At 68.5% G+C, this 18,707-nt stretch carries 22 protein-coding genes and 2 tRNA genes; 16 read left to right on the top strand and 8 right to left on the bottom strand.

The features are described 5' to 3' along the window. Nucleotides 1–69: 69 nt before the first annotated feature. Nucleotides 70–621, bottom strand: coding sequence for a kinase (locus ABZ795_RS18990; protein ID WP_357531296.1), 552 nt, complete (start codon nucleotides 619–621; stop codon nucleotides 70–72). Then, nucleotides 621–1,475: a GntR family transcriptional regulator gene (locus tag ABZ795_RS18985; protein ID WP_357531295.1), complete on the bottom strand. Its 855-nt coding sequence runs from the start codon at nucleotides 1,473–1,475 to the stop codon at nucleotides 621–623. Before ABZ795_RS18985 ends, ABZ795_RS18990 begins: the two co-directional genes overlap by 1 nt. A 242-nt stretch (nucleotides 1,476–1,717) precedes the next feature. Between ABZ795_RS18985 and ABZ795_RS18980 the strand changes: the two genes are divergently transcribed. The 15 genes from ABZ795_RS18980 (at nucleotide 1,718) to ABZ795_RS18910 (ending at nucleotide 9,974) form a co-directional block, all read left to right on the top strand. Beyond that, nucleotides 1,718–2,116, top strand: coding sequence for a transcriptional regulator (locus tag ABZ795_RS18980; RefSeq protein ID WP_357531294.1), 399 nt, complete (start codon nucleotides 1,718–1,720; stop codon nucleotides 2,114–2,116). Then, the gene (locus tag ABZ795_RS18975) at nucleotides 2,116–2,328 is read left to right on the top strand and encodes a hypothetical protein (protein ID WP_357531293.1); all 213 of its coding nucleotides are present in this window, start codon (nucleotides 2,116–2,118) and stop codon (nucleotides 2,326–2,328) included. The genes ABZ795_RS18980 and ABZ795_RS18975 overlap by 1 nt, the downstream gene beginning before the upstream one ends. A gap of 93 nt (nucleotides 2,329–2,421) precedes the next feature. Further along, nucleotides 2,422–2,592, top strand: a complete 171-nt coding sequence (locus ABZ795_RS18970) for a hypothetical protein (protein WP_357531292.1) — start codon at nucleotides 2,422–2,424, stop codon at nucleotides 2,590–2,592. Beyond that, on the top strand, nucleotides 2,592–2,903 hold the full coding sequence (locus ABZ795_RS18965; protein WP_357531291.1) for a DUF4326 domain-containing protein: 312 nt from the start codon (nucleotides 2,592–2,594) through the stop codon (nucleotides 2,901–2,903). The genes ABZ795_RS18970 and ABZ795_RS18965 overlap by 1 nt, the downstream gene beginning before the upstream one ends. Continuing rightward, nucleotides 2,900–4,543: an FtsK/SpoIIIE domain-containing protein gene (locus tag ABZ795_RS18960; RefSeq protein ID WP_357531290.1), complete on the top strand. Its 1,644-nt coding sequence runs from the start codon at nucleotides 2,900–2,902 to the stop codon at nucleotides 4,541–4,543. Before ABZ795_RS18965 ends, ABZ795_RS18960 begins: the two co-directional genes overlap by 4 nt. After that, entirely contained in the window at nucleotides 4,540–4,845 is a 306-nt protein-coding gene (locus ABZ795_RS18955; RefSeq protein WP_357531289.1) for a spread protein, read from the top strand. Before ABZ795_RS18960 ends, ABZ795_RS18955 begins: the two co-directional genes overlap by 4 nt. A gap of 17 nt (nucleotides 4,846–4,862) precedes the next feature. Next, a complete protein-coding gene (locus ABZ795_RS18950; protein WP_357531288.1) occupies nucleotides 4,863–5,051 on the top strand; it encodes a hypothetical protein in 189 nt (62 codons plus the stop codon). Further along, nucleotides 5,048–5,302 (top strand): hypothetical protein, encoded by a 255-nt coding sequence (locus tag ABZ795_RS18945; protein ID WP_357531287.1) that lies wholly within the window; start codon nucleotides 5,048–5,050, stop codon nucleotides 5,300–5,302. The genes ABZ795_RS18950 and ABZ795_RS18945 overlap by 4 nt, the downstream gene beginning before the upstream one ends. Next, nucleotides 5,299–5,577, top strand: a complete 279-nt coding sequence (locus ABZ795_RS18940) for a hypothetical protein (protein WP_357531286.1) — start codon at nucleotides 5,299–5,301, stop codon at nucleotides 5,575–5,577. The genes ABZ795_RS18945 and ABZ795_RS18940 overlap by 4 nt, the downstream gene beginning before the upstream one ends. Beyond that, nucleotides 5,562–6,179: a hypothetical protein gene (locus tag ABZ795_RS18935; protein ID WP_357531285.1), complete on the top strand. Its 618-nt coding sequence runs from the start codon at nucleotides 5,562–5,564 to the stop codon at nucleotides 6,177–6,179. The genes ABZ795_RS18940 and ABZ795_RS18935 overlap by 16 nt, the downstream gene beginning before the upstream one ends. Continuing rightward, a complete protein-coding gene (locus ABZ795_RS18930) occupies nucleotides 6,176–6,613 on the top strand; it encodes a hypothetical protein (RefSeq protein WP_357531284.1) in 438 nt (145 codons plus the stop codon). Before ABZ795_RS18935 ends, ABZ795_RS18930 begins: the two co-directional genes overlap by 4 nt. 5 nt (nucleotides 6,614–6,618) lie before the next feature. Beyond that, the gene (locus ABZ795_RS18925) at nucleotides 6,619–6,834 is read left to right on the top strand and encodes a hypothetical protein (protein ID WP_357531283.1); all 216 of its coding nucleotides are present in this window, start codon (nucleotides 6,619–6,621) and stop codon (nucleotides 6,832–6,834) included. Further along, on the top strand, nucleotides 6,831–8,573 hold the full coding sequence (locus tag ABZ795_RS18920) for a replication initiator (RefSeq protein ID WP_357531282.1): 1,743 nt from the start codon (nucleotides 6,831–6,833) through the stop codon (nucleotides 8,571–8,573). The genes ABZ795_RS18925 and ABZ795_RS18920 overlap by 4 nt, the downstream gene beginning before the upstream one ends. Then, nucleotides 8,570–8,752 carry a helix-turn-helix domain-containing protein gene (locus tag ABZ795_RS18915; protein WP_357531281.1) on the top strand — a complete coding sequence of 61 codons (183 nt, stop codon included), beginning with the start codon at nucleotides 8,570–8,572 and terminating at the stop codon, nucleotides 8,750–8,752. Before ABZ795_RS18920 ends, ABZ795_RS18915 begins: the two co-directional genes overlap by 4 nt. Nucleotide 8,753: 1 nt before the next feature. After that, nucleotides 8,754–9,974: a site-specific integrase gene (locus ABZ795_RS18910; RefSeq protein ID WP_357531280.1), complete on the top strand. Its 1,221-nt coding sequence runs from the start codon at nucleotides 8,754–8,756 to the stop codon at nucleotides 9,972–9,974. Between the two features lie 62 nt (nucleotides 9,975–10,036). Here ABZ795_RS18910 and ABZ795_RS18905 read toward each other — a convergent pair. The 6 genes from ABZ795_RS18905 to gyrB form a co-directional block, all read right to left on the bottom strand. Next, nucleotides 10,037–10,112, bottom strand: a tRNA-Ala gene (locus tag ABZ795_RS18905). 39 nt (nucleotides 10,113–10,151) lie between these two features. Next, entirely contained in the window at nucleotides 10,152–10,280 is a 129-nt protein-coding gene (locus ABZ795_RS18900) for a DLW-39 family protein (RefSeq protein WP_327023502.1), read from the bottom strand. 45 nt (nucleotides 10,281–10,325) lie between these two features. Further along, nucleotides 10,326–10,399, bottom strand: a tRNA-Ile gene (locus tag ABZ795_RS18895). A gap of 397 nt (nucleotides 10,400–10,796) precedes the next feature. Beyond that, nucleotides 10,797–11,720, bottom strand: a complete 924-nt coding sequence (locus ABZ795_RS18890) for a DUF3566 domain-containing protein (protein WP_357531279.1) — start codon at nucleotides 11,718–11,720, stop codon at nucleotides 10,797–10,799. Nucleotides 11,721–11,724: 4 nt separating this feature from the next. Continuing rightward, entirely contained in the window at nucleotides 11,725–15,504 is a 3,780-nt protein-coding gene (gene gyrA, locus ABZ795_RS18885; protein ID WP_357531278.1) for an intein-containing DNA gyrase subunit A, read from the bottom strand. Nucleotides 15,505–15,633: 129 nt separating this feature from the next. Then, nucleotides 15,634–17,580, bottom strand: coding sequence for a DNA topoisomerase (ATP-hydrolyzing) subunit B (gene gyrB / locus ABZ795_RS18880; RefSeq protein WP_327023505.1), 1,947 nt, complete (start codon nucleotides 17,578–17,580; stop codon nucleotides 15,634–15,636). 541 nt (nucleotides 17,581–18,121) lie between these two features. On the opposite strand from gyrB, the gene ABZ795_RS18875 reads away from it, so the two are divergent. Then, nucleotides 18,122–18,703 (top strand): hypothetical protein, encoded by a 582-nt coding sequence (locus ABZ795_RS18875; RefSeq protein ID WP_327023506.1) that lies wholly within the window; start codon nucleotides 18,122–18,124, stop codon nucleotides 18,701–18,703. Nucleotides 18,704–18,707 lie beyond the last annotated feature (4 nt).

Raw genomic sequence — 18,707 nt, 5'->3', positions numbered from 1 at the left:
GGCTATCTGCCCGACCGGCCTACTGCCTCTCCTGCCCTCGCTACCCATCACCGCTATCTCGGCCCGGCTTCAACTGCTGGGTGCCGCCGAGTGTGCGTCGCCCAGGACGTGATGGTGAATCGCCTCGGCCGCCATACGCGGGGACACCTCGGCGGTGTTCAGAAAGAGATCACGCTCGGCTAGCGGCTCGGTGTCGTCCCATGCGCGGAGACGTGCGGCTGTGTCGCCAGTGTGCCGGGAGATGATCCGCTGCTCGGCAATGTCTCGTGGGCACCAAAGGTAGACAACCAACCACCGAGCATCGGCAACGGCGGCGGTGACCGCAGCGACAGCGGCACGCTGGCCCAGGTGCACGACCGGCACCCCGGCCGACAGTTGCTCTACCAGCGATGGGCGGTCAACCACGTAACGGGCGCCGTACCGGTGGTTCTCCCAGATGACTTCGCCACGCTGATGCAGCTGGTCGAGGGTTGCTGCGTCGGTGATCCTGTAGCCGGTGGTGCGTCCCGGTCCGGCCTTCATGCGCTGGTAGAGGGTGAAGCGGGCATCGAGCTCATGCAGGGCGGTGGTCACGGTGTCCTTACCAGCCGCGGGCGGGCCGTACAGGATCACGCCACGCATCAGGGTGCCTCGTCCGCGAGGATGCCCTTCACCAGTTCTTTGGCCTGCTCCTGCAGGGGCCGGCTTGATGCGCAGTTGTCCACCACGAAGTGCTCACCCGGCGGGCGGAAGTCGAGGTTGATGCCGCTCAGGTACCGGTCCCAATCCGCCAGTTTGAAGGCGTCGCGGGCAGCTCCTCGGCGGCGTACGTAGGTCAGCATCGTATCGCCGTCGCAGTACACCCAGACCACGGTCGGGATCGCCTTCGCTGCCTCGTAGTAGGCGCGGGTCCGGGCCATCCAGGCGGGGTCATTGAACTCTCGGATGAACGGCGCGGTAACGATCACACTGTTGCCGCACTGCACGTTCTCGCTGGCCGCGTCCTGGAGGGCCTCGTACTCCCTCGGACGGATCGTGTTCAGGTACGTCTGCGACTCCCGATCGTGTGGCGATTGGCCCAGTGTCTCTAGGGCCGCTTCGACGACCGGCCGGGTCAGCGTGTCCTTGTCGAGCATCGGCCAGCCCGTCTCGCGCGCCAGGATGCGGCCCAACTCGGTCTTGCCGCTGCCTGGGTACCCGCCGATCAGGATCACGCGGGGCCTCTGCGGACGGACCTCGCTACGGCGTAGTTGGTCAGGAGCGTTCACTACGCGCTTGGACCGGGACTCGTTGATGACGAGCCCTTCCTCAGCCAAGACCTTCATCGCCTCAGTGATGGTGAAGACACTGACGCCCCACTCCTCGGCGAGCTTCCTGGTTGACGGCAGAGCAGTGCCGTGGACAAGCCGACCTGCCTCGATCTCGTTGCGGATGTTGCGCGCCACCTGTTGATGCCGGGCCTCCGGCCGCTCGATACGGCCGTGGGGAGAGGTCATCACGGTGCTCCCTGCTGGTCGGGTTTGCACTGTTCGGGCTGGTCCGGTTGTTCGGCTGTCCGAACTGTTCGGACTGATTGCAGGCTACCAGGGCCTAACAGATGAAAGGCGTTCTGCCTGCTCAGTGGCGCTGCGCAAGAACTTCCTACCTAACAGTTGACTTGAATGCATATCAGTTGTTAGGTTCACTGCGTCACATAGACCGGGTTGCCGGTCAAGTCGCAGCAGCGAAGGAGTAGGTCATGGCCCTGAGGGGTGGAACTCGGTTCTCGGTCCCGTTCGCGGCGGTGTTCCCGCATGGTGCGGTGTTCGTGCCGGACTCGATTGCGGAGGCGCAGGACTTCAACGAGGCGACCCGGCAGCGGACGCCGTCCAAGGACAAGGTGACGGGTCAGCGGGTGTGGCAGTGCCGGGTGATGGACATGGACCCGGAGTTGGGTGCCCGGTCGCGTGAGGTGGCGATCAAGATCCTGGCGGATGTGCAGCCGGTTCCGCCGGTGGGTCCGTTCCAGCCTGTGGAGTTCGAGGGCCTGACCGTGACCCCGTACGTGGGGAGCAACGGCCGGTTGGCGTTCTCGTACCGGGCGACCGCGATGGTTGCGCCGAAGACCCTGGCCGAGACGCGCGGTAAGGCTGCCTGATGGTCCACGTCTCGGCGGACGTTCACATCTATGCCGACACCGAGCTGTCGTTTCGGTCCCACCCCGACGAGAACCGGGTGGTGCTCAAGTTGGGCGAGATCGGCAACAGCGTGGACGTGTTCCTACCCCGAGCCGAAATCGATCGGTTGGCCGGTGTGCTGGCCGCGGCTCGTGAGTCCTTGTCGGTGCCTGCCGTGAAGGCGGCGGCCTGACTGATCGTGGCGCGGGGCGGTCCTGGCCCTAGGAAAGCTTGACCGCCCCGCTGCCCTTCAAAACCTCGCTCGGCCTGGAAGGGCGGTTCCATCATGCCAAGAGAACTGGACTGGACCCGGACCGGCGGTGCCGGTGATCCGGTCCCGTGTGTGTTGTGCGGGAAACCGGCGATCTGCCGGAGCCCGAAGGGCACGCCGGTGCACAAGGTCTGCGCTGAGGCGTGGGTCGAGCAGCAGGAGCAGGCCCGTAAGGCGGTGGCGTGATGGCCGCCGGGGTTCGTCGTGTGCAGCGTCGCCGATCGGCGGGTTGGCGGATGCCGACTGGTGCGGTCTACGTCGGTCGGCCGTCTCGGTTCGGTAACCCGTTCACCGTCGGGGTGGATGCGGTCGATCGGGCGGATGCGGTGGCGAAGTTCGCCGCGTGGCTGGTGGCTGACCCGGTGCTGCTGGCGCGGGTTCGTCGTGATCTGGCGGGCCGGTCGCTGGCCTGTTGGTGTCCGCTGACCCAGCCGTGTCACGCCGACGTGCTGATCGTGGCGGCTGCCGGTGGGGACGTGCGGGGGTGGTCGCGGTGAGGGCACCGTTGGTGAACTTCCGCCGGTTTCAGATCACCGCCCCGTGGCCGCTGGTCTGGACTGTCACCGGCCTGTTCCTGCTCGTCCGCCTCACCGCTGGCCTGGCGCGTCTGCTGGTGTTTGCGGTGCGGCACTGGCGGGCCTGGCCCGTCGTCGTCCTGGTCCTGGTCGCCGTCGACGTCTACCGGTCGCACGCCTGGTGGCCACACCTCCTGGCCCTACTCGTCGCCGCTGCCGGCGGTGGCGTGTGGTGGTGGAAGGGCCGGGAGTCGTTTCACCACCTCGTTGCACTTCGCGCGGTGACGGTGTGGCGGCGGTGGTGGGTGTACCGCAGGCAGTGGCACGAGGTCATGTCCCTGTGCGGGCTGGTGAAGAAGTACGACGGCGGCGAGGTGCTACCGCGGCTGCTGTCGGTGCGGTGCTCGTATGCCACCGATGAACTGGTGGTGCGGATGCCGAAGGGTCAGAACCCGGAGGTCTACCACAAGGCCGCGCGGGATCTGGCGTACTCGTTCGGCACCCGCCACTGCCGCGTCTTCTCCGGCCGCCGTCAGGCACCCCCGACCCGCACCGGCCGGCTGGCGTGGCTGCTGCGGCTGATGGATCGAGTGCGGTTGCGCGACCGGCCCCGGCACGTGTGGTTGGTGTTCATCCGCCGCGACCCGCTGACCCGCATCGTCGCACCCCTGCCCGTCCCCGCCCGGCCGGACTTCACCGCCCTGCCGCTGGGTGTGCGGGAAGACCTGGCCGTGTACTGCCTGCGGCTGCTGGCCACGCATGTGCTGATCGGCGGGGCGACCCGGATGGGCAAGGGCTCGGTCATCTGGTCCCTCCTGCGCTCCCTCGCTGCGGGTATCCGGTCGGGGCTGGTGCGGGTGTGGGCGATCGACCCGAAAGGCGGCATGGAACTGGCCATCGGCCGGCCCCTGTTCTCCCGGTACGTCGATGACGACTGGACCCGCATGGCCGACCTCCTCGACGACGCCGTGACCCGGATGCGGGCCCGTCAGCAGGCGTTGCGGGGCAAGGTGCGGGTCCACACACCCACCACCGATGAGCCGCTGATCGTCGTCGTGATTGACGAGATCGCCGCCCTGCTGGCGTTCCTACCCGACAGCGACATCCGCCAGCGGATCACCCAGGCGTTGGGGCTGCTGCTGACCCAGGGTGCCGGGCTCGGGGTGCTGGTCGTCGCCGCGACCCAGGACCCGCGTAAGGAAGTCGTCTCCGTGCGGGACTTCTTCCCCACCCGCATCGCCCTCGGCCTCACCGAACGCGCCCACGTCGACCTCCTCCTCGGCGACGGCGCCCGCGACCGGGGAGCACTGGCCGACCAGATCCCCACCTCGGCCAAGGGCGTCGCCTATGTCCTGCTCGATGGGCAGCCGGAACCGGCACGGGTGCGGTTCTCCTACCTGCCCGATGACGTGATCCGGGACATGGCCTCGACCTTCCCGGCTCCGCCGGAGGTTCAGCCGGAACCGGTCGACATCCCCGCCCCGGCCCCGGCCAAGCCGACCCCCACCAACAGCAACGGCAGGCACACCTACCGGCCGACACCGCCGAAGCAGGCCGCGCCGCTGCTGCCCCCGTCACTGCTCAACGCCCTGGACCTCACGAACGGGAGTGACCCGCGATGACCACCAACGAGTTGCCCGAGGGCACGCCCACCCGGATGCCGTACGCCGACGAACCCGACCAGCCGGAGCCGCGCCGCTTCTACCGGCTGCGTGCCCCGCACGTCGACAAGGCATCCGTGCCGGTCACTGTCCGGGTCACCCCCGACGCCGACCTGTACCTGGCGGTCGGGTCCGGTCGTCGCCGCATGTACCTCACCCCGGCAGAGGCGTGGGCGCTGTGGCGGTGCCTCTCCGAAGCCGTCGCCTCTACGGGCGAGCCGCCGGAGTGGATCCGCGTGCACATCAACCCCACCCACCGCTGACCTCCGGGAGTTCTCCGATGCGTACCCGACGACTCGCCCGCCGACCCATCCGCCGCACCTGCCTCGACCTCGCCCACACCGAACCCGAGCAGCACTGCCCCTACTGCACCCCCGACCCGCACGCGGCCGACATCATCGCCGCCGCCCTGCGCCAACACTCCGAGATCGCCGCTGAAGACGCCGAAGCCTGGGGATGGGCCGCATGAACACCCCACCCACCCAGACCACGCCCACCCCGGTCACGGTCGTCATCCACAGCCCCGGCGGCCCGCTGCAACTCGTGACCGACCCCGAGGACTGCGGCCTGTGCCACCAGTGGGGAGAAGTCCAGGTCTGGAACCCCACCATCCGCGACAACGCCACCCACGAGCAGACCTCACCGGCCGACCGGATCTGGAAGATCCCGTGCCCCGTCTGCCGAAACCTCGACTTCAACGCCTGGGAGGCACCCCTATGAGCCACCAACTGTGGTCCTGGCTGCTCATGGCCGTTGGCGTCACCGGCCTCTACCTCGCCGGGAAACGCTCTTGGACCGGCTGGGCTGTCGGCCTGGCCGCCCAAGGGCTGTGGCTGGCCTACTCCCTGGTCACCGAGCAGTGGGGCTTCCTCGTCTCCTGCTTCGTCTACGGCGCGATCTATCTGCGGAACCTCCGCGCCTGGCTACGTCCCACGCCCGTCCCGACGCCGACTGTCTCGGCTGAGCGGGAGGTGACGTCGTGCGTCGGTTCGTGAACGCCGAACGGCTGGAAGGCGTCGCCCTGGTCCTCATCCTCCTGGCCGTGGGCGGCATGGCCGGTGCCGCATCGTTCACCCACGTCAAGGACTGGACCATGGCCCACGCCCCGGCCGGGACCGGGGACTGGTTCGGCTGGTCCAACGCCGTCATCTCCGAACTGATGCCCGCCGCCGCGCTGCTGGTCATCCGCCGTCGACGCCGCCGCGACCCGCGCGCCTCCGTGGCCTACCCGCTGGTCCTACTCGTCGCCGCGGTGGCGCTATCGCTGGCCGCGCAGATCGCGGTAGCCAACGACAGCTTCTCCTCACGGCTGCTGTCGTCGGTGCCCGCGCTGGCGTTCCTCGCCCTGTCCAAACTCGTCCTCACCGGCACCCCCAAGCCACCACCCGCCCCGGTGCGCCGTGTCGAGGAGCCTGCCGACGAACCGGCCGAGATGGAACCCGCGGACCTGCCGACTGATCCGACCCCGGCCGCCCCTCCGGCACCCGCCGTCTTGGCTCCAACCCCGGCCCCGGTTGCTGTTCAGTCCGCGCTGGTGTCGTCGGTTGTCCAGACCCCGCGTAACGGCCACGTCTTCGCCTCGGAGGTGACCCGATGACCCGCACCCACCTCGCCCGCCAGTCCCACCGCCGTCCCGCCGTGCTGGCCCGCCGTGTCGTCGGCACCCCCGCCGAGGTCGCCGCGACCGTTGCGCTGGTTCGGGACTCCGGACGGCTGCTGTCCATGACCGCCCCACAATCCGTGTCCGGTAACCCGGACCGGGTGACGGTCACCGTTCGGTTCCTCGACACCCCCACCGCGGCCCCGCCGGTGGTGCGTCGACTGCGACGCGGGCACGTCATCGCCGCCACCATCCCCGCTGTCGCCGCTGTGGCGGGTGTCGGCTACGCCGCTACCCAGCTCGCCACCGCGGTCCGCTCGGCGGCGCCGCTGATCGCGGGTGTGGTCCTGGTCCTGCTCGTCCTCGCCGTCCTACTCCGCTCCCGCAAGTCGACCTGTCTCGGGCTGCACTGCTCCGGTTGCAAGCACTGACCGCTGTGGCTGGCTGGCCCACCTACTGCGCCCGCTGCGGTGGGCCAGCCACCGCCCCGATCGAAGCAGGCCACCCCGGCACCGGCCACTACCGCGCCGAGGTCACCTGCACCCGTCACCACCCTGCCGCTATCCGCTGGGCCTCCCACATCGGCCCGGCCCGCACCACACCGATCGGTGACCAACCTGCCCTGTTCGACCTTCCGGAGGTGACCCGTTGACCGCCCCGACCCTGCCCGGCCTCACCCCCGACACCCCACCCCCAACCGACCTGCCCGCCACCGTCGCGCCGGCGCCTGGTTCCCGTGCCGCCCGTCTCGCTCTGCCCATGTCCCGACAGGTGCTCACCGACATGGCCGCCGAGTACGGGGTGTGCCTGCGCCCGATCACCCTGCGCCGTACCGACCTGCACTCCGGTTTGACCGAGGTCATCGACCTGCCGTGTGGGTCGACGCGGGAGGACAAGTGCTCGCCGTGTGCCAAGCGTGCCCGGCGGTTGCGGCAGACCCAGATCCGCGAGGGCTGGCACCGGGCCGACGAACCGAACCCGTCCGGTCCGAACCCGGCCACCGAGGCGCAACGCGAGCTGGTCATGCTGCGTGCTCATCTGGAGTTCGCCCGCGAGGAAGCGCAACGCTCCGGCCAGTTCGACCAGATCCCCGCCATAGACCAGGCCATCGCGGAAGTCGAAGCGGCCACGGCTGTCGAAGGACTGCGGGGGCAGATCGCCCCCGGCCACGACGAAGAGGATTCCGGCGCCCGGCGTACCCGGTCGACTCGGCGGCGTCAGGACGCGCCCGACCTGCCCCGCAAGAAAGTCGAACCCCGCACCCTCGGCCGCGTCTACACCGCGCCGGACGGCACGCAGCATCGGCCGTCGATGTGGCTGTCGCTCACCCTCGGCTCCTACGGCCGGGTCCTCCCGGACGGGACACCGGTCGACCCGGCCAGCTATGAGTACCGGCGGGCGGCGTGGGATGCGGTGCACTTCGCCCGACTCCTCGACCGGTTCTGGCAAAATCTCCGCCGCTGCGTCGGCTGGAACGTCCAATACGCCGGATGCGTCGAACCCCAACGCCGTCTCGCCCCACACGCGCACTTCGCCATCCGGGGAACCATCCCCCGGGCGGTCCTGCGTCAGGTCGCCGCCGCCACCTACCACCAAGTCTGGTGGCCACCAGCCGACCAACCGCGGTACACCCTCGACCGACCACCGCGCTGGGACAACGACCACGCCGCCTGGGTCGACCCCGACACCGGCCAGGCGTTGCCGTCATGGGCGGACGCCCTGGACCTCATCGACACCGACCCCGACGCCCAACCCGCACACGTCGTCCGCTTCGGCACCCAAGTCCACGCCGAAGGCGTCACCCCCGGCACCGTCCACGCCCAGCGGACCATCGGCTACATCACGAAGTACATCACCAAGTCGGCCGCGGACTGCCACAAGACGGAGACGGACCGGCAGCGGGATCACCTCGACCGGCTCTGGCAGGAACTACGGGTCACGCCCTGCAACGAGCGGTGCGCCAACTGGCTGCTCTACGGCATCCAACCCAAGAAAGCCCACGGCCGACTCCAAGCAGGCCGGTGCAAGGGCAAGGTGCACCAACGGGCCACCCTCGGCATCGGCGGGCGGCGAATTCTCGTCTCCCGCGACTGGTCCGGCAAGACCCTCGCCGACCACCGCGCCGACGCCCGCGCCTGGGTCCGCAACCTCCTCGGCGTCACCACCGGCGCCACCGACGCTGAGCCCGTCTACCAGGACCAGCCGCCCGCGTACGCGTGGGAACTCGCCCGGCCCGATGACGCCGACGTGCCGCCCCTGCAACACCGGCTCCTGCGTGCCTTATCCCAACGTGCGCAGTGGAAGGCGGCACTACTCGCTGCCCGTGACAAGGCGAGACAGGACAGCTCGCCGGTTGCCCCGCCCGTCTCGACCGATCAGGAGGACCGATGACCCCGACGATGGAACGGCTCTGGACAGTCCAGGAGGTGTCGGCGTTCCTGGGTGTCCCGGTCGGCACTCTCTACCAGTGGCGCTACCGCCGTACGGGTCCTCGCGCCTGTCGGGTCGGGCGTCACCTCCGATACCGCCCCGCCGACGTGCGGGCCTGGCTTGACGGGCAGGCGGGTTGAAATGCCAGTCGATGACCTCTGGTACCTGAACAAGCGCGGTCCGGACGGCAAGCGGCTGCCTTCCCGCCGGCACGGGCAGGGAAAGCGGTGGCGGGTCCGGTTCGCTGACGCTACGGGAGATCCACGTACCCGGTTCTTCGAGCGGAAGGCCGACGCGGAAGCCTTCGATGCTCGCGCCCGTGCCGGTGTGGCCGAGGAAACCAAGGTCCAGCAGTCCGAACGGCTTCTGACACTCCGGGATTACGGGGACCGTTGGCGGCTCTCCCGTGAGGTCGGGTGGGCGCTGGAAACCCGCAAGCGGGTCGAGTCGAACCTTCGGTGTCACCTCTACCCGGCGTTCGGTGACCGTCCGCTGCGGGCAATCAACCTGACCTCGGTCTTGGAGTGGTTGACTCGCCGTTTGGCCGAAGGTACGCCGTCCACATCGCTCAAGCTGTACTTCGAGCTGCTCGACACGGTGCTCAACGCCGCCGTCACCGACAAAATCATCCCGGACAACCCCTGTGATGGCGTCAAGCTCTCCCAGGTGCTCCGGGGCTACTCTCGGGCACCGAAGTGGGTTCCCACCGAGCGTGAAGTTCTGGCGCTGCTCGACGTGGTACCGGCCCGCTACCGGGCGGCAATCTGGCTCGGCGCCGGTCAGGGCTACCGCCTCGGTGAAGCGCTCGGTGTGGAAGACGGTCCACGCTGCATCGACCAGGAGCACAGCGAGCTGCACGTCGTGCAGCAACTCCGGTACGCGCCCCGCCAGCATGACGGGTTCTATCTCAGCGAGCCCAAAGCTGGCTCCTCCGGCACCCTCGACCTGGATCCCGTCGTCGGCCAGGTCCTCGCCGAGCACGTCCGGGAGTTCCCGCCCGTCCCGGTCGAACTGGTCGACCTCACCCCGGGCAACCCGGTACGTCGGTCGGTGCCGCTGCTGTTCACCACCACCCGCGGAAACCCGTTCACCGATCGAACCTGGTCGCGGGAGTGGGCCGACTGGCGTGCGGCTGCCGGCTGGCCGAAGGAGCACGGCACCTTCCACGCTCTGCGGCACTTCTTCGCCACAACGCTGATCACCAACCACGCCGAACCGCAGGAGGTACAGCGGATGCTGCGACACAAGACCCTGCGGATCACGCTGGAAACGTACGTCCATTGGTGGCCGAAGCGAGACCGGTCGCGCGGCATCGTCGGGAGCGTCCTGCGGTCGGCCCTCGCCAATCAAGATCACAACTGATCTGTACTGACGTTGTACTAGTCGATCAACTCAAAAGAGAAACCGCAGGTAGCGGGTGGTATTGGTGGAGCCCAGGGGACTCGAACCCCTAACCCCTGCCTTGCAAAGGCAGTGCTCTGCCAGTTGAGCTAGGGCCCCGTGGCGGCCAGAGCCGCCGGGCGGTCGGAGCCTACGCTGTCAGCGCAGGTCCGGCGAGGTGGTCGCCTCGTGCCAGAGGGCGCGCTCGTCGTTGGCTTCCTTCATCTTCATGGCCACCACGGCGGCCACACCGACGACACCGGCCAGGATCAGCAGCTTCTTGAACATCGGGGTTACCCCTCACGCTCGACGTGGCCGTCGGACCAAGTGCGGTGGGGCTAGCTGGAATCGAACCAGCGACCTCAGAGTTATCAGCTCTGCGCTCTAACCGACTGAGCTATAGCCCCGCGTAGCGACGAGCAACATTAACCCATCCGCCCACGCCGCCCCAAATCGGGGGTCGGCCTGGAGCCTGCTCAACGCCGTCGTCCCTGAACCTACCGGAGAGCAGGCGCCGAGCCCACCGAGATACCTGTGCCGGCGGAGTCCGGTCGGGCGGCTGCGGGAGGCTCCTGCCCACTCCCGCGCCTTCGGGGACGACCAGGCACGGAGATCGACTCCGTTTCGCCGAAACGGTGGCTTCCCAGCGCCACGTACCCCGCCGTTTCGGCGTAACGGCGGGGTCACCGCCCACGTCAGCGCCGTGCGCCGGCGCCCCACGTCCGGCGCGGCGCTGACGTGGCGGGAGACATCTCAGCCGGGCCGACCTGGAGGTCGGCCCGGCTGAGATGTCCAGAAGAACTGTCAGTCGCGCTCGGCGAGGGTCAGCTCGATGCCGCCCACCAGGTCGGCGCAGACGTTGTAGACGAAGGCACCGAGGGTCGCCAGGGCCGTGAACAGCACGACGTTGACCGCCCCGATCAACATCGAGCTGAAGATCACACCCTTGGCGGTGATCTGGAAGCCGTTGGTGCCCTGACCACCACCGGCGTTGACCAGATCGCTCAGGCTGTCGTTCACGCTGGAGAACACGCCCATCGCATCCAAGGCCAGGTACAGCACCGAGGTTGCGACGACGATCACGATGAACAGCACCACCGACACGGCGAAGGCGAACTTCATCACGGACCAGGGGTCGATCCGCTTGAGGTTCAGCCGGGCCCGGCGGGGTCCACGCGAGGCGGCCGAACTCACCGAGGAACGGGCGGCGCGTACCGCCTCACCCACCCGCGCCGCTCCCACGGCGGCCGTGCCGACCCCCGGAGGCAGTCCGCCCCCGTTGGCCGGACGACCGGTGCTCAGCGGCCGGGAGGAGTCCGGTTTCGGGGCCAGCCCGGTCACCCGCGGCTGGCTGCCGGTCATGCCCGTACCGGTCGTCGGCAACACACCCGTGGTGCCCGCCGAGGCGGGCTGGCTGGCGGCCCGGGTGGCGATCGGCTGGGTGACCGAGGGCTTACCCCCGGCGCCGGCGGACCCCGCCGCAGCGGCAGGTTCGCCGCCCGACTTCTCGTCCGCCCCCGCCTCGGCCGCCTGATCCTCACCGGGCTTGTCAGGCGGCGGGGCCATACCGGGAGCCCGAGTGAACTTCGGGGCAGGCGCGTCGGCGGGAACGGTGGCCCGGCCTACGGCCGCACGGCCGGTCGCTGGCGTGCCGTTCTGCGCGGCCTCCTCGTCGACCGGGTTGGCCGAGGTCCCCGCGTTCCCCGACTTCGCCTGTGTCTCCGTCATTCAACTAGTCCTGTTCGTCAGGCTCGTCGGCATTGCGAGCAATCGCCACGATAGTCACGCCATCCGGAAGGTCCATCAGCTTGACCCCCATTGTGTTCCTGTCACGCGTGCGGCGTACAGGCTTCACCGGAGTCCGGATGACGCCACCGTTGCTGGTGATGGCGAACAGCTCGTCGTCCGGGTCGATCACCACAGCGCCGACCAGACCACCGCGCCGCTCGGTGATCTTCGCAGTCAGCACACCCTTACCTCCCCGGCCCTGCACCGGGTATTCCTCGATCGGGGTACGTTTCGCGTACCCGCCGTTCGTGGCCACCAGGACGTCCAGGCCCTCCCGGACGACCTCCATGGCCAACAACTCGTCATCATCGCTGAACCGCATACCGATCACACCCGAAGTGGCCCGACCCATCGGCCGCAGCGCCTCATCAGTGGCGTTGAACCGGATCGCCTGGGCGTTCTTGGAGACCAGCAGCAGATCATCGGTGGGGCCGGCCAGCGCAGCACCGACCAGCTCGTCCTCATCGCGCAGGTTGATCGCGATGATGCCGCCGGACCGGTTGGAGTCGAACTCCTCAAGCCGCGTCTTCTTCACCAGGCCGTTCTTCGTCGCCAGGACCAGATAGGGAGCCACCTGGTAGTTCGGAATCTCGATGATCTGCGCGATCTGCTCATCCGGTTGGAAGGCGAGCAGGTTCGCCACATGCTGACCCTTGGCCACCCTACTGGCCTCAGGAAGCTCGTACGCCTTGGCCCGGTAGACCCGCCCCTTATTGGTGAAGAACAGGATCCAGTCATGCGTAGAGCACACGAAGAAGTGGCTGACGATGTCGTCCTGCCGCAGAGTCGCCCCGCTGACACCCTTGCCACCACGCCGCTGAGAGCGGTAAAGGTCGACCTTCGTCCGCTTGGCGTACCCGGTACGGGTGATCGTGACCACCACGTCCTCCCGGGCGATGAGGTCCTCCATGGAGACCTCGCCGTCGAACGGGATGATCTGGGTACGCCGATCGTCGCCCCACTTCGCGACGATCTCACCCAACTCCTCCGAGACGATCCGCCGCTGCCGCTCCGGCTTGGCCAGGATGTCCTTGAGGTCGGCGATCTCCAGCTCCAACTTGGCCAGGTCGTCGAGGATCCGCTGCCGCTCCAACGCGGCCAGCCGACGCAACTGCATGTCCAGAATCGCGGTCGCCTGGATCTCGTCGATCTCCAGCAGCCGGATCAGGCCCTGCCGGGCGTCCTCCACCGTCGGCGAACGCCGGATAAGAGCGATCACCTCGTCCAGGGCGTCCAGCGCCTTGGACAGACCGCGCAGGATGTGCGCCCGCTCCTCCGCCTTGCGCAGCCGGAAGGCCGTCCGCCGCCGGATCACCTCGATCTGGTGCTCGACGTAGTAGCGGAGGAACTGCGCCAGGTTCAAGGTGCGCGGCACCCCGTCGACCAGCGCCAGCATGTTGGCGCCGAAGGTCTCCTGAAGCTGGGTGTGCTTGTAGAGGTTGTTCAGCACCACCTTCGCAACGGCGTCGCGCTTGAGCACCAGCACGATCCGCATACCGGTACGCCCGGAGGACTCGTCGCGGATGTCGGCGATGCCGGCTAGCTTGCCCTCCTTGATCAGCTCAGCGATCCGCTCGGCCAGGTTGTCCGGGTTCACCTGGTACGGCAGCTCGCTGACCACCAGGGCCGGCCGGCCGCGCTTGTCCTCCTCGACCTCGACCACGGCCCGCATCCGGATCGAACCACGACCGGTCCGGTACGCGTCCTGAATGCCCGCCTGGCCGACGATCAGACCGTAGGTGGGGAAGTCCGGGCCCTTGACGATTCCCAGCAGCGCTTCGAGGGTGGTCGGCTCGTCCGCCTCCGGGTTCTCCAGGCACCACTGCACCGCCGCCCCGATCTCCCGCAGGTTGTGCGGCGGGATCTTGGTGGCCATGCCGACCGCGATGCCCTCGGAGCCGTTGACCAGCAGGTTCGGAATCCGCGACGGCAGGATGGTGGGCTCCTTGGCCCGACCGTCGTAGTTGTCCTGCAGGTCGACGGTGTCCTCGTCGATGTCCCGCAGCATCTCCATCGCCAGCGGGTCGAGCTTGCACTCCGTGTTGTGGCTGACGAACCCGTCGGAGACGAACGAGTGGTCGTCGGTGTCCACCCGGATGCTGTAGACCGGCTGCACGCCCGCGTCGGCGACCTCGGCCACCTCGGCGTAGTAGAAGCGGCCGTCGACCAACGGCTCGACCACGTCGAGCACTTCGGCGTTGGTGATCCGGGCGGCGATCTCGTCGCGGTCCCGCTCCCACCGCTCGATCCGGTCCACGTTGTGCCGGCGCAGCCAGTCCCGCTCGGTCCAGCGGCTGGCGCCGTGCTCGCGGATGAAGTCACCGACCAGCGGCACGTGGTCGCTGGAGAGGGCCGTGCTGCTGGCCGGCACGGAGGCCAGCTCCGACTCCAGCTTGGCCTGCTTGCGGCCGAGGAAGCCGACGTGAGCGGCGAAGATCCGGGCGTCGCGGCGGTTGGTGATCACGACCTTGATCTCACCGTCGTCGTACCGGCACTGCCGGCTGACGACACCGAACTCCAGCAGCAACTGCTGCACCTCGCGGGCCAGCCGCTCACTGCGGGTGGAGTACGAGATCTGCATGGTGTTGCGGGGCAGCAGCGAGGAGGAGCCGTCCCCCTCGAAGAGGGCCTGGAGGAACGCTCGCTTGATCGCGGCCGGCCCCTGCCAGACGAACTCCGGCACGAACTTGCCCGCGCTACGCGCGCCGACCAGTTCACCGAGGACGCTGGCCCGCAGCGCGGACAGATCCTGGATGTCGAGCTCGTGCAGGACGCTGCCGGAGGCGATGACCCGCTCGGAGACGTACCGGGGGCCACCGACAGCGAGGTCGTAGGCCGCCAGGACGCGGACGAAGAACTCGCGGTCGACATTGTTGAAGCCGGCGCGACTCTCGGAGACCCATCCCTCGCTGACGAAGGCGCCCGCGAGGACGGCGGCCTCGACGTGCTCCAGCATCGGGTAGCCGATCTCGTCGGGCACGCTGCGCTGGAGGACCACCCGGTCGCCCGGGGAGACCTCGGCGAGCAGCTTCCAGAGCAGGGTCGGCACCCCGGCCACGTCCACCAGGCAGAGCACCGGGTGGTTGTGGGTACCGGTCAGCTCGTACCCCTCGCGGGTGCGCAGCCGAAGCGTCGGGTGCTCGCCGGAGTGGAAGAACTTCGACGCCCGGACCAGGTCGCCGTTGCGGTCGCGGACCTTGAGGTCGATGTCGGTCTCGCTGCTCGGCGCTGCGCCCGGGACCACGTCCCCGATCCGCACACTGCCGTCGACAGTACGAATACGGACATCTCCGGTCAGACAATAACGCATCGCCGCAGCTGGATCATTTCCCGGCGAACCGAAGTTGCCGTTGCCGTCGACCAGGGGGTAGCGCAGCGACCAGGGCTGGGCCATCCGGACCAGGGCGTCGTAGATGGCCGAGTCGCCGTGCGGGTGGAACTGGCCCATCACGTCGCCGACGACCCGGGAGCACTTCACGTAGCCGCGGTCGGGCCGGTAGCCCGAGTCGAACATGGCGTAGAGGATCTTGCGGTGGACCGGCTTGAGCCCGTCCCGGACGTCCGGCAACGCCCGACCGACGATCACGCTCATCGCGTAGTCGAGGTAGGAGCGCTGCATCTCCACCTCAAGCCCGACCGGCTCGATCCGGTCGTGCGAGACGACGGCGGCCAGCGCCTCGGGGACCTCGGGCTCGTTGGGTGTGGACTCGGGAGATTCGGTCACTGTTTACCCTTATCAGACTCAGAGTCGTACTTGTGCTGTGGATAACAGCTGTGGATAGCGGCCAAGCTGTGGATAACTCTGTGGATCGACGGCCGGCGCGGGATCGACTCAGGCCGGCCGCCGGGCCGGTCAGATGTCCAGGAAGCGGACGTCCTTGGCGTTGCGCTGGATAAATGAGCGGCGCGCCTCGACGTCCTCACCCATCAGCACACTGAACAACTCGTCGGCGGTCGCCGCGTCGTCCAGGGTGACCCGGCGCAGGGTACGGGTGGCCGGGTTCATCGTGGTCTCCCACAGCTCCGGGTAGTTCATCTCACCGAGGCCCTTGAACCGCTGGATGTCGTCCGGCTTGGCGTTCGGCTTCTTCTGCTGGCGCAGTGCGATCAGCCCGTCGCGCTCCCGGTCGGAGTAGGCGTACTGGGCGTCGTCACCCTTCTTGTTCCACTTGATCTTGTAGAGCGGCGGGGCGGCCAGGTAGACGTGGCCCATTTCGACGAGCGGCCGCATGAACCGGAACAGCAGGGTCAGCAGCAGGGTCTGGATGTGCTGGCCGTCGACGTCGGCGTCGGCCATCAGCACCACCTTGTGGTAGCGCAGCTTCTCCATGTCGAAGTCGTCGTGGATGCCGGTGCCCAGGGCGGTGATCAGCGCCTGGACCTCGTTGTTCTTCAGCACCCGGTCGATCCGGGCCTTCTCCACGTTGAGGATCTTGCCGCGGATCGGCAGGATCGCCTGGGTACGCGGGTCGCGACCCTGCTTGGCCGAGCCGCCGGCCGAGTCGCCCTCGACGATGAAGACCTCGGATTCGCGCGGGTCGGTGGACTGGCAGTCGGCCAGCTTGCCGGGCATCGAGCCGGATTCCAGCAGCGACTTGCGGCGGGCCAGCTTGCGGGCCTGCTGGGCGGCGATGCGGGCGCGGGCGGCCTGGGAGGCCTTGGTGATGATGATCTTCGCTTCGGCGGGGTTGCGGTCCAGCCAGTCGACCAGCCGGTCGTTGCAGACCCGCTGGACGAAGCTCTTGACCGGGGTGTTGCCGAGTTTGGTCTTGGTCTGACCCTCGAACTGCGGGTTGGTCAGCTTGACCGAGATGATCGCGGCCAGGCCCTCGCGGATGTCCTCACCGGAGAGCTTCTCATCGCCCTTGAGCAGCTTCTTGTCGGCGCCGTACCGGTTGACCACGCTGGTCAGCGCGGCCCGGAAGCCTTCCTCGTGGGTGCCGCCCTCGTGGGTGTTGATGTTGTTGGCGAAGGTGTAGACCGACTCGCCGTACGACTCGTTCCACTGCATGGCGATCTCGAGGGACATGCCCTCTTCCTCGGAACCGAACTCGATCACGGTCTTGTGGATCGGGGTCTTCGAGGCGTTGAGGTGGCGGACGAAGTCGGCGATGCCGCCGTCGTACTTGAAGGTGACCTCGCGCGGCTTGCCGTCCTCGTCCTCGGCGACCCGCTCGTCGAGCAGGTGGATGGTGAGGCCGCGGGTGAGGAAGGCCATCTCCTGAAGGCGCCGGTAGATGGTCTGGAAGTCGAAGTCGACCGTCTCGAAGACGTCCGGGTCGGGCCAGAAGGAGACCGCCGAGCCGGTGCGGTCGGTGGGCTCACCCTTCTCCAGGGTGCTGGGCTTGGAGTGGTCGTACTGCTGCCGCCAGACGAAGCCGTCCTTGTGGATCTCGACGGCCATCTTGGTGGAGAGCGCGTTCACCACGGAGACGCCGACGCCGTGCAGGCCGCCGGAGACGGCGTACGCCTTGCCGTCGAACTTGCCGCCGGCGTGCAGCACGGTCAACGCGACCTCGACTCCGGGCTTCTTCAGCTTGGGGTGCAGGTCGACCGGGAAGCCCCGGCCGTTGTCGGTGACCCGGACCCCGCCGTCGGCGAGCAGCACGACGTCGATGGTGTCGCAGTATCCGGCCATCGCCTCGTCGACCGCGTTGTCGACGACCTCCCACACCAGGTGGTGCAGACCGCGTTCGCCGGTCGAGCCGATGTACATACCGGGCCGCTTGCGGACCGCCTCCAGCCCTTCGAGGACGGTGATCGACTCGGCCCCGTACTGCTGATTTTCCTGCGCTGCCACCCTCGGCCACTTTCTCGCACCCGAGCGTGCCGTCAGGCACGTCGGACGCGGGTTCGGCGGACAGGGCGCGACGTCGGCGCGCGGACCGGTACCTGGGACAATTCCGGAGTACGGGTCGAACGCGCCGGTCGCCGCGGTTGCCCGCGGATCGCGATCGGCTCGACCCGAGTCGGACAAGTTTCGCCGGCCCGCACCGGGCCCACGAAGCGTCGCTCCGCACCGGGTCTTCGTCTCACGCCAATCTTACTGTGCGGGGGCGATAGAACCACCACTCGGCACCCCTTCGCGCGGGCTCAGATTCACGTAGCGGGCCGAACCGCGCCGTCTGCGACTCCCCCTACACGCCAAGGCATGATCAGCCGATCTGCCGCGTGACGGCGATGCAGGCCGGGGGTCCGACACTCCCCGACCCGGAGCCGGTACCGTCCACGGCGGGCTTTTTCCGGCACCAGGGTCAACGGTCGGCCTTGATCTTTCTGGGCCGGAACCGGACGATCGACCCGATCAGACTCGACCTGTGCATGTGAGAGGTGGACACCAGATGGGGCTGGACAACGTCGCGGTCCAGTGGCCGCGGACCGGCCGCTTCTACGACCCGGTCGCACCGGCCGAGTTCGTCGACTTCGGCGACATCGTCGATGTGCCGGGGATCTCGGCGCCGACCGCCGCGCTAGCGGAACTGATCGCGAAGACCGGCACCGTCCGGGCGACCGCGTACACCGAGGTGGTGGATCTGATCCTCGGTCTGGACGGGGTGCTCTACGCCACCGAGGCGGCGGCGGAGGACGAGGATCCGGTCATCGACCCGGACGGGTGCGCCTGGATCGCCGGCGGCATCGAGCGGTTCGTCGCCGCGCACCGGCCGCACGGTGAGGCGGTCAGCTTCGAGTCCGTCGGGGTGGTGCTGCGCTCGCTGCTGGCCGACGGTCGTCTGGCCGAGCAGCAGCTGCGTTGGCTGGACAGTCGGCTGGAGGCGCTGCGCGACGACAGCGGGGCCGCACCCCAGTGGACCTTCACCTGTGCGGAGCTGAGTGTGGTGGCGGCCTTCTACCGGCGCTGCGCGGACCGGGGCTTCGCGGTGTACGCGGACTCGGCGGCGCCGCGCCGGGCGGTCCAGCCGTAGGCCG

It is taken from the genome of Micromonospora sp. NPDC047134 (assembly GCF_040643455.1).
GTDB lineage: Bacteria > Actinomycetota > Actinomycetes > Mycobacteriales > Micromonosporaceae > Micromonospora.
Note: the sequence above shows the minus strand (reverse complement) of the source record. Positions and strands in the feature narration are given on the sequence as shown.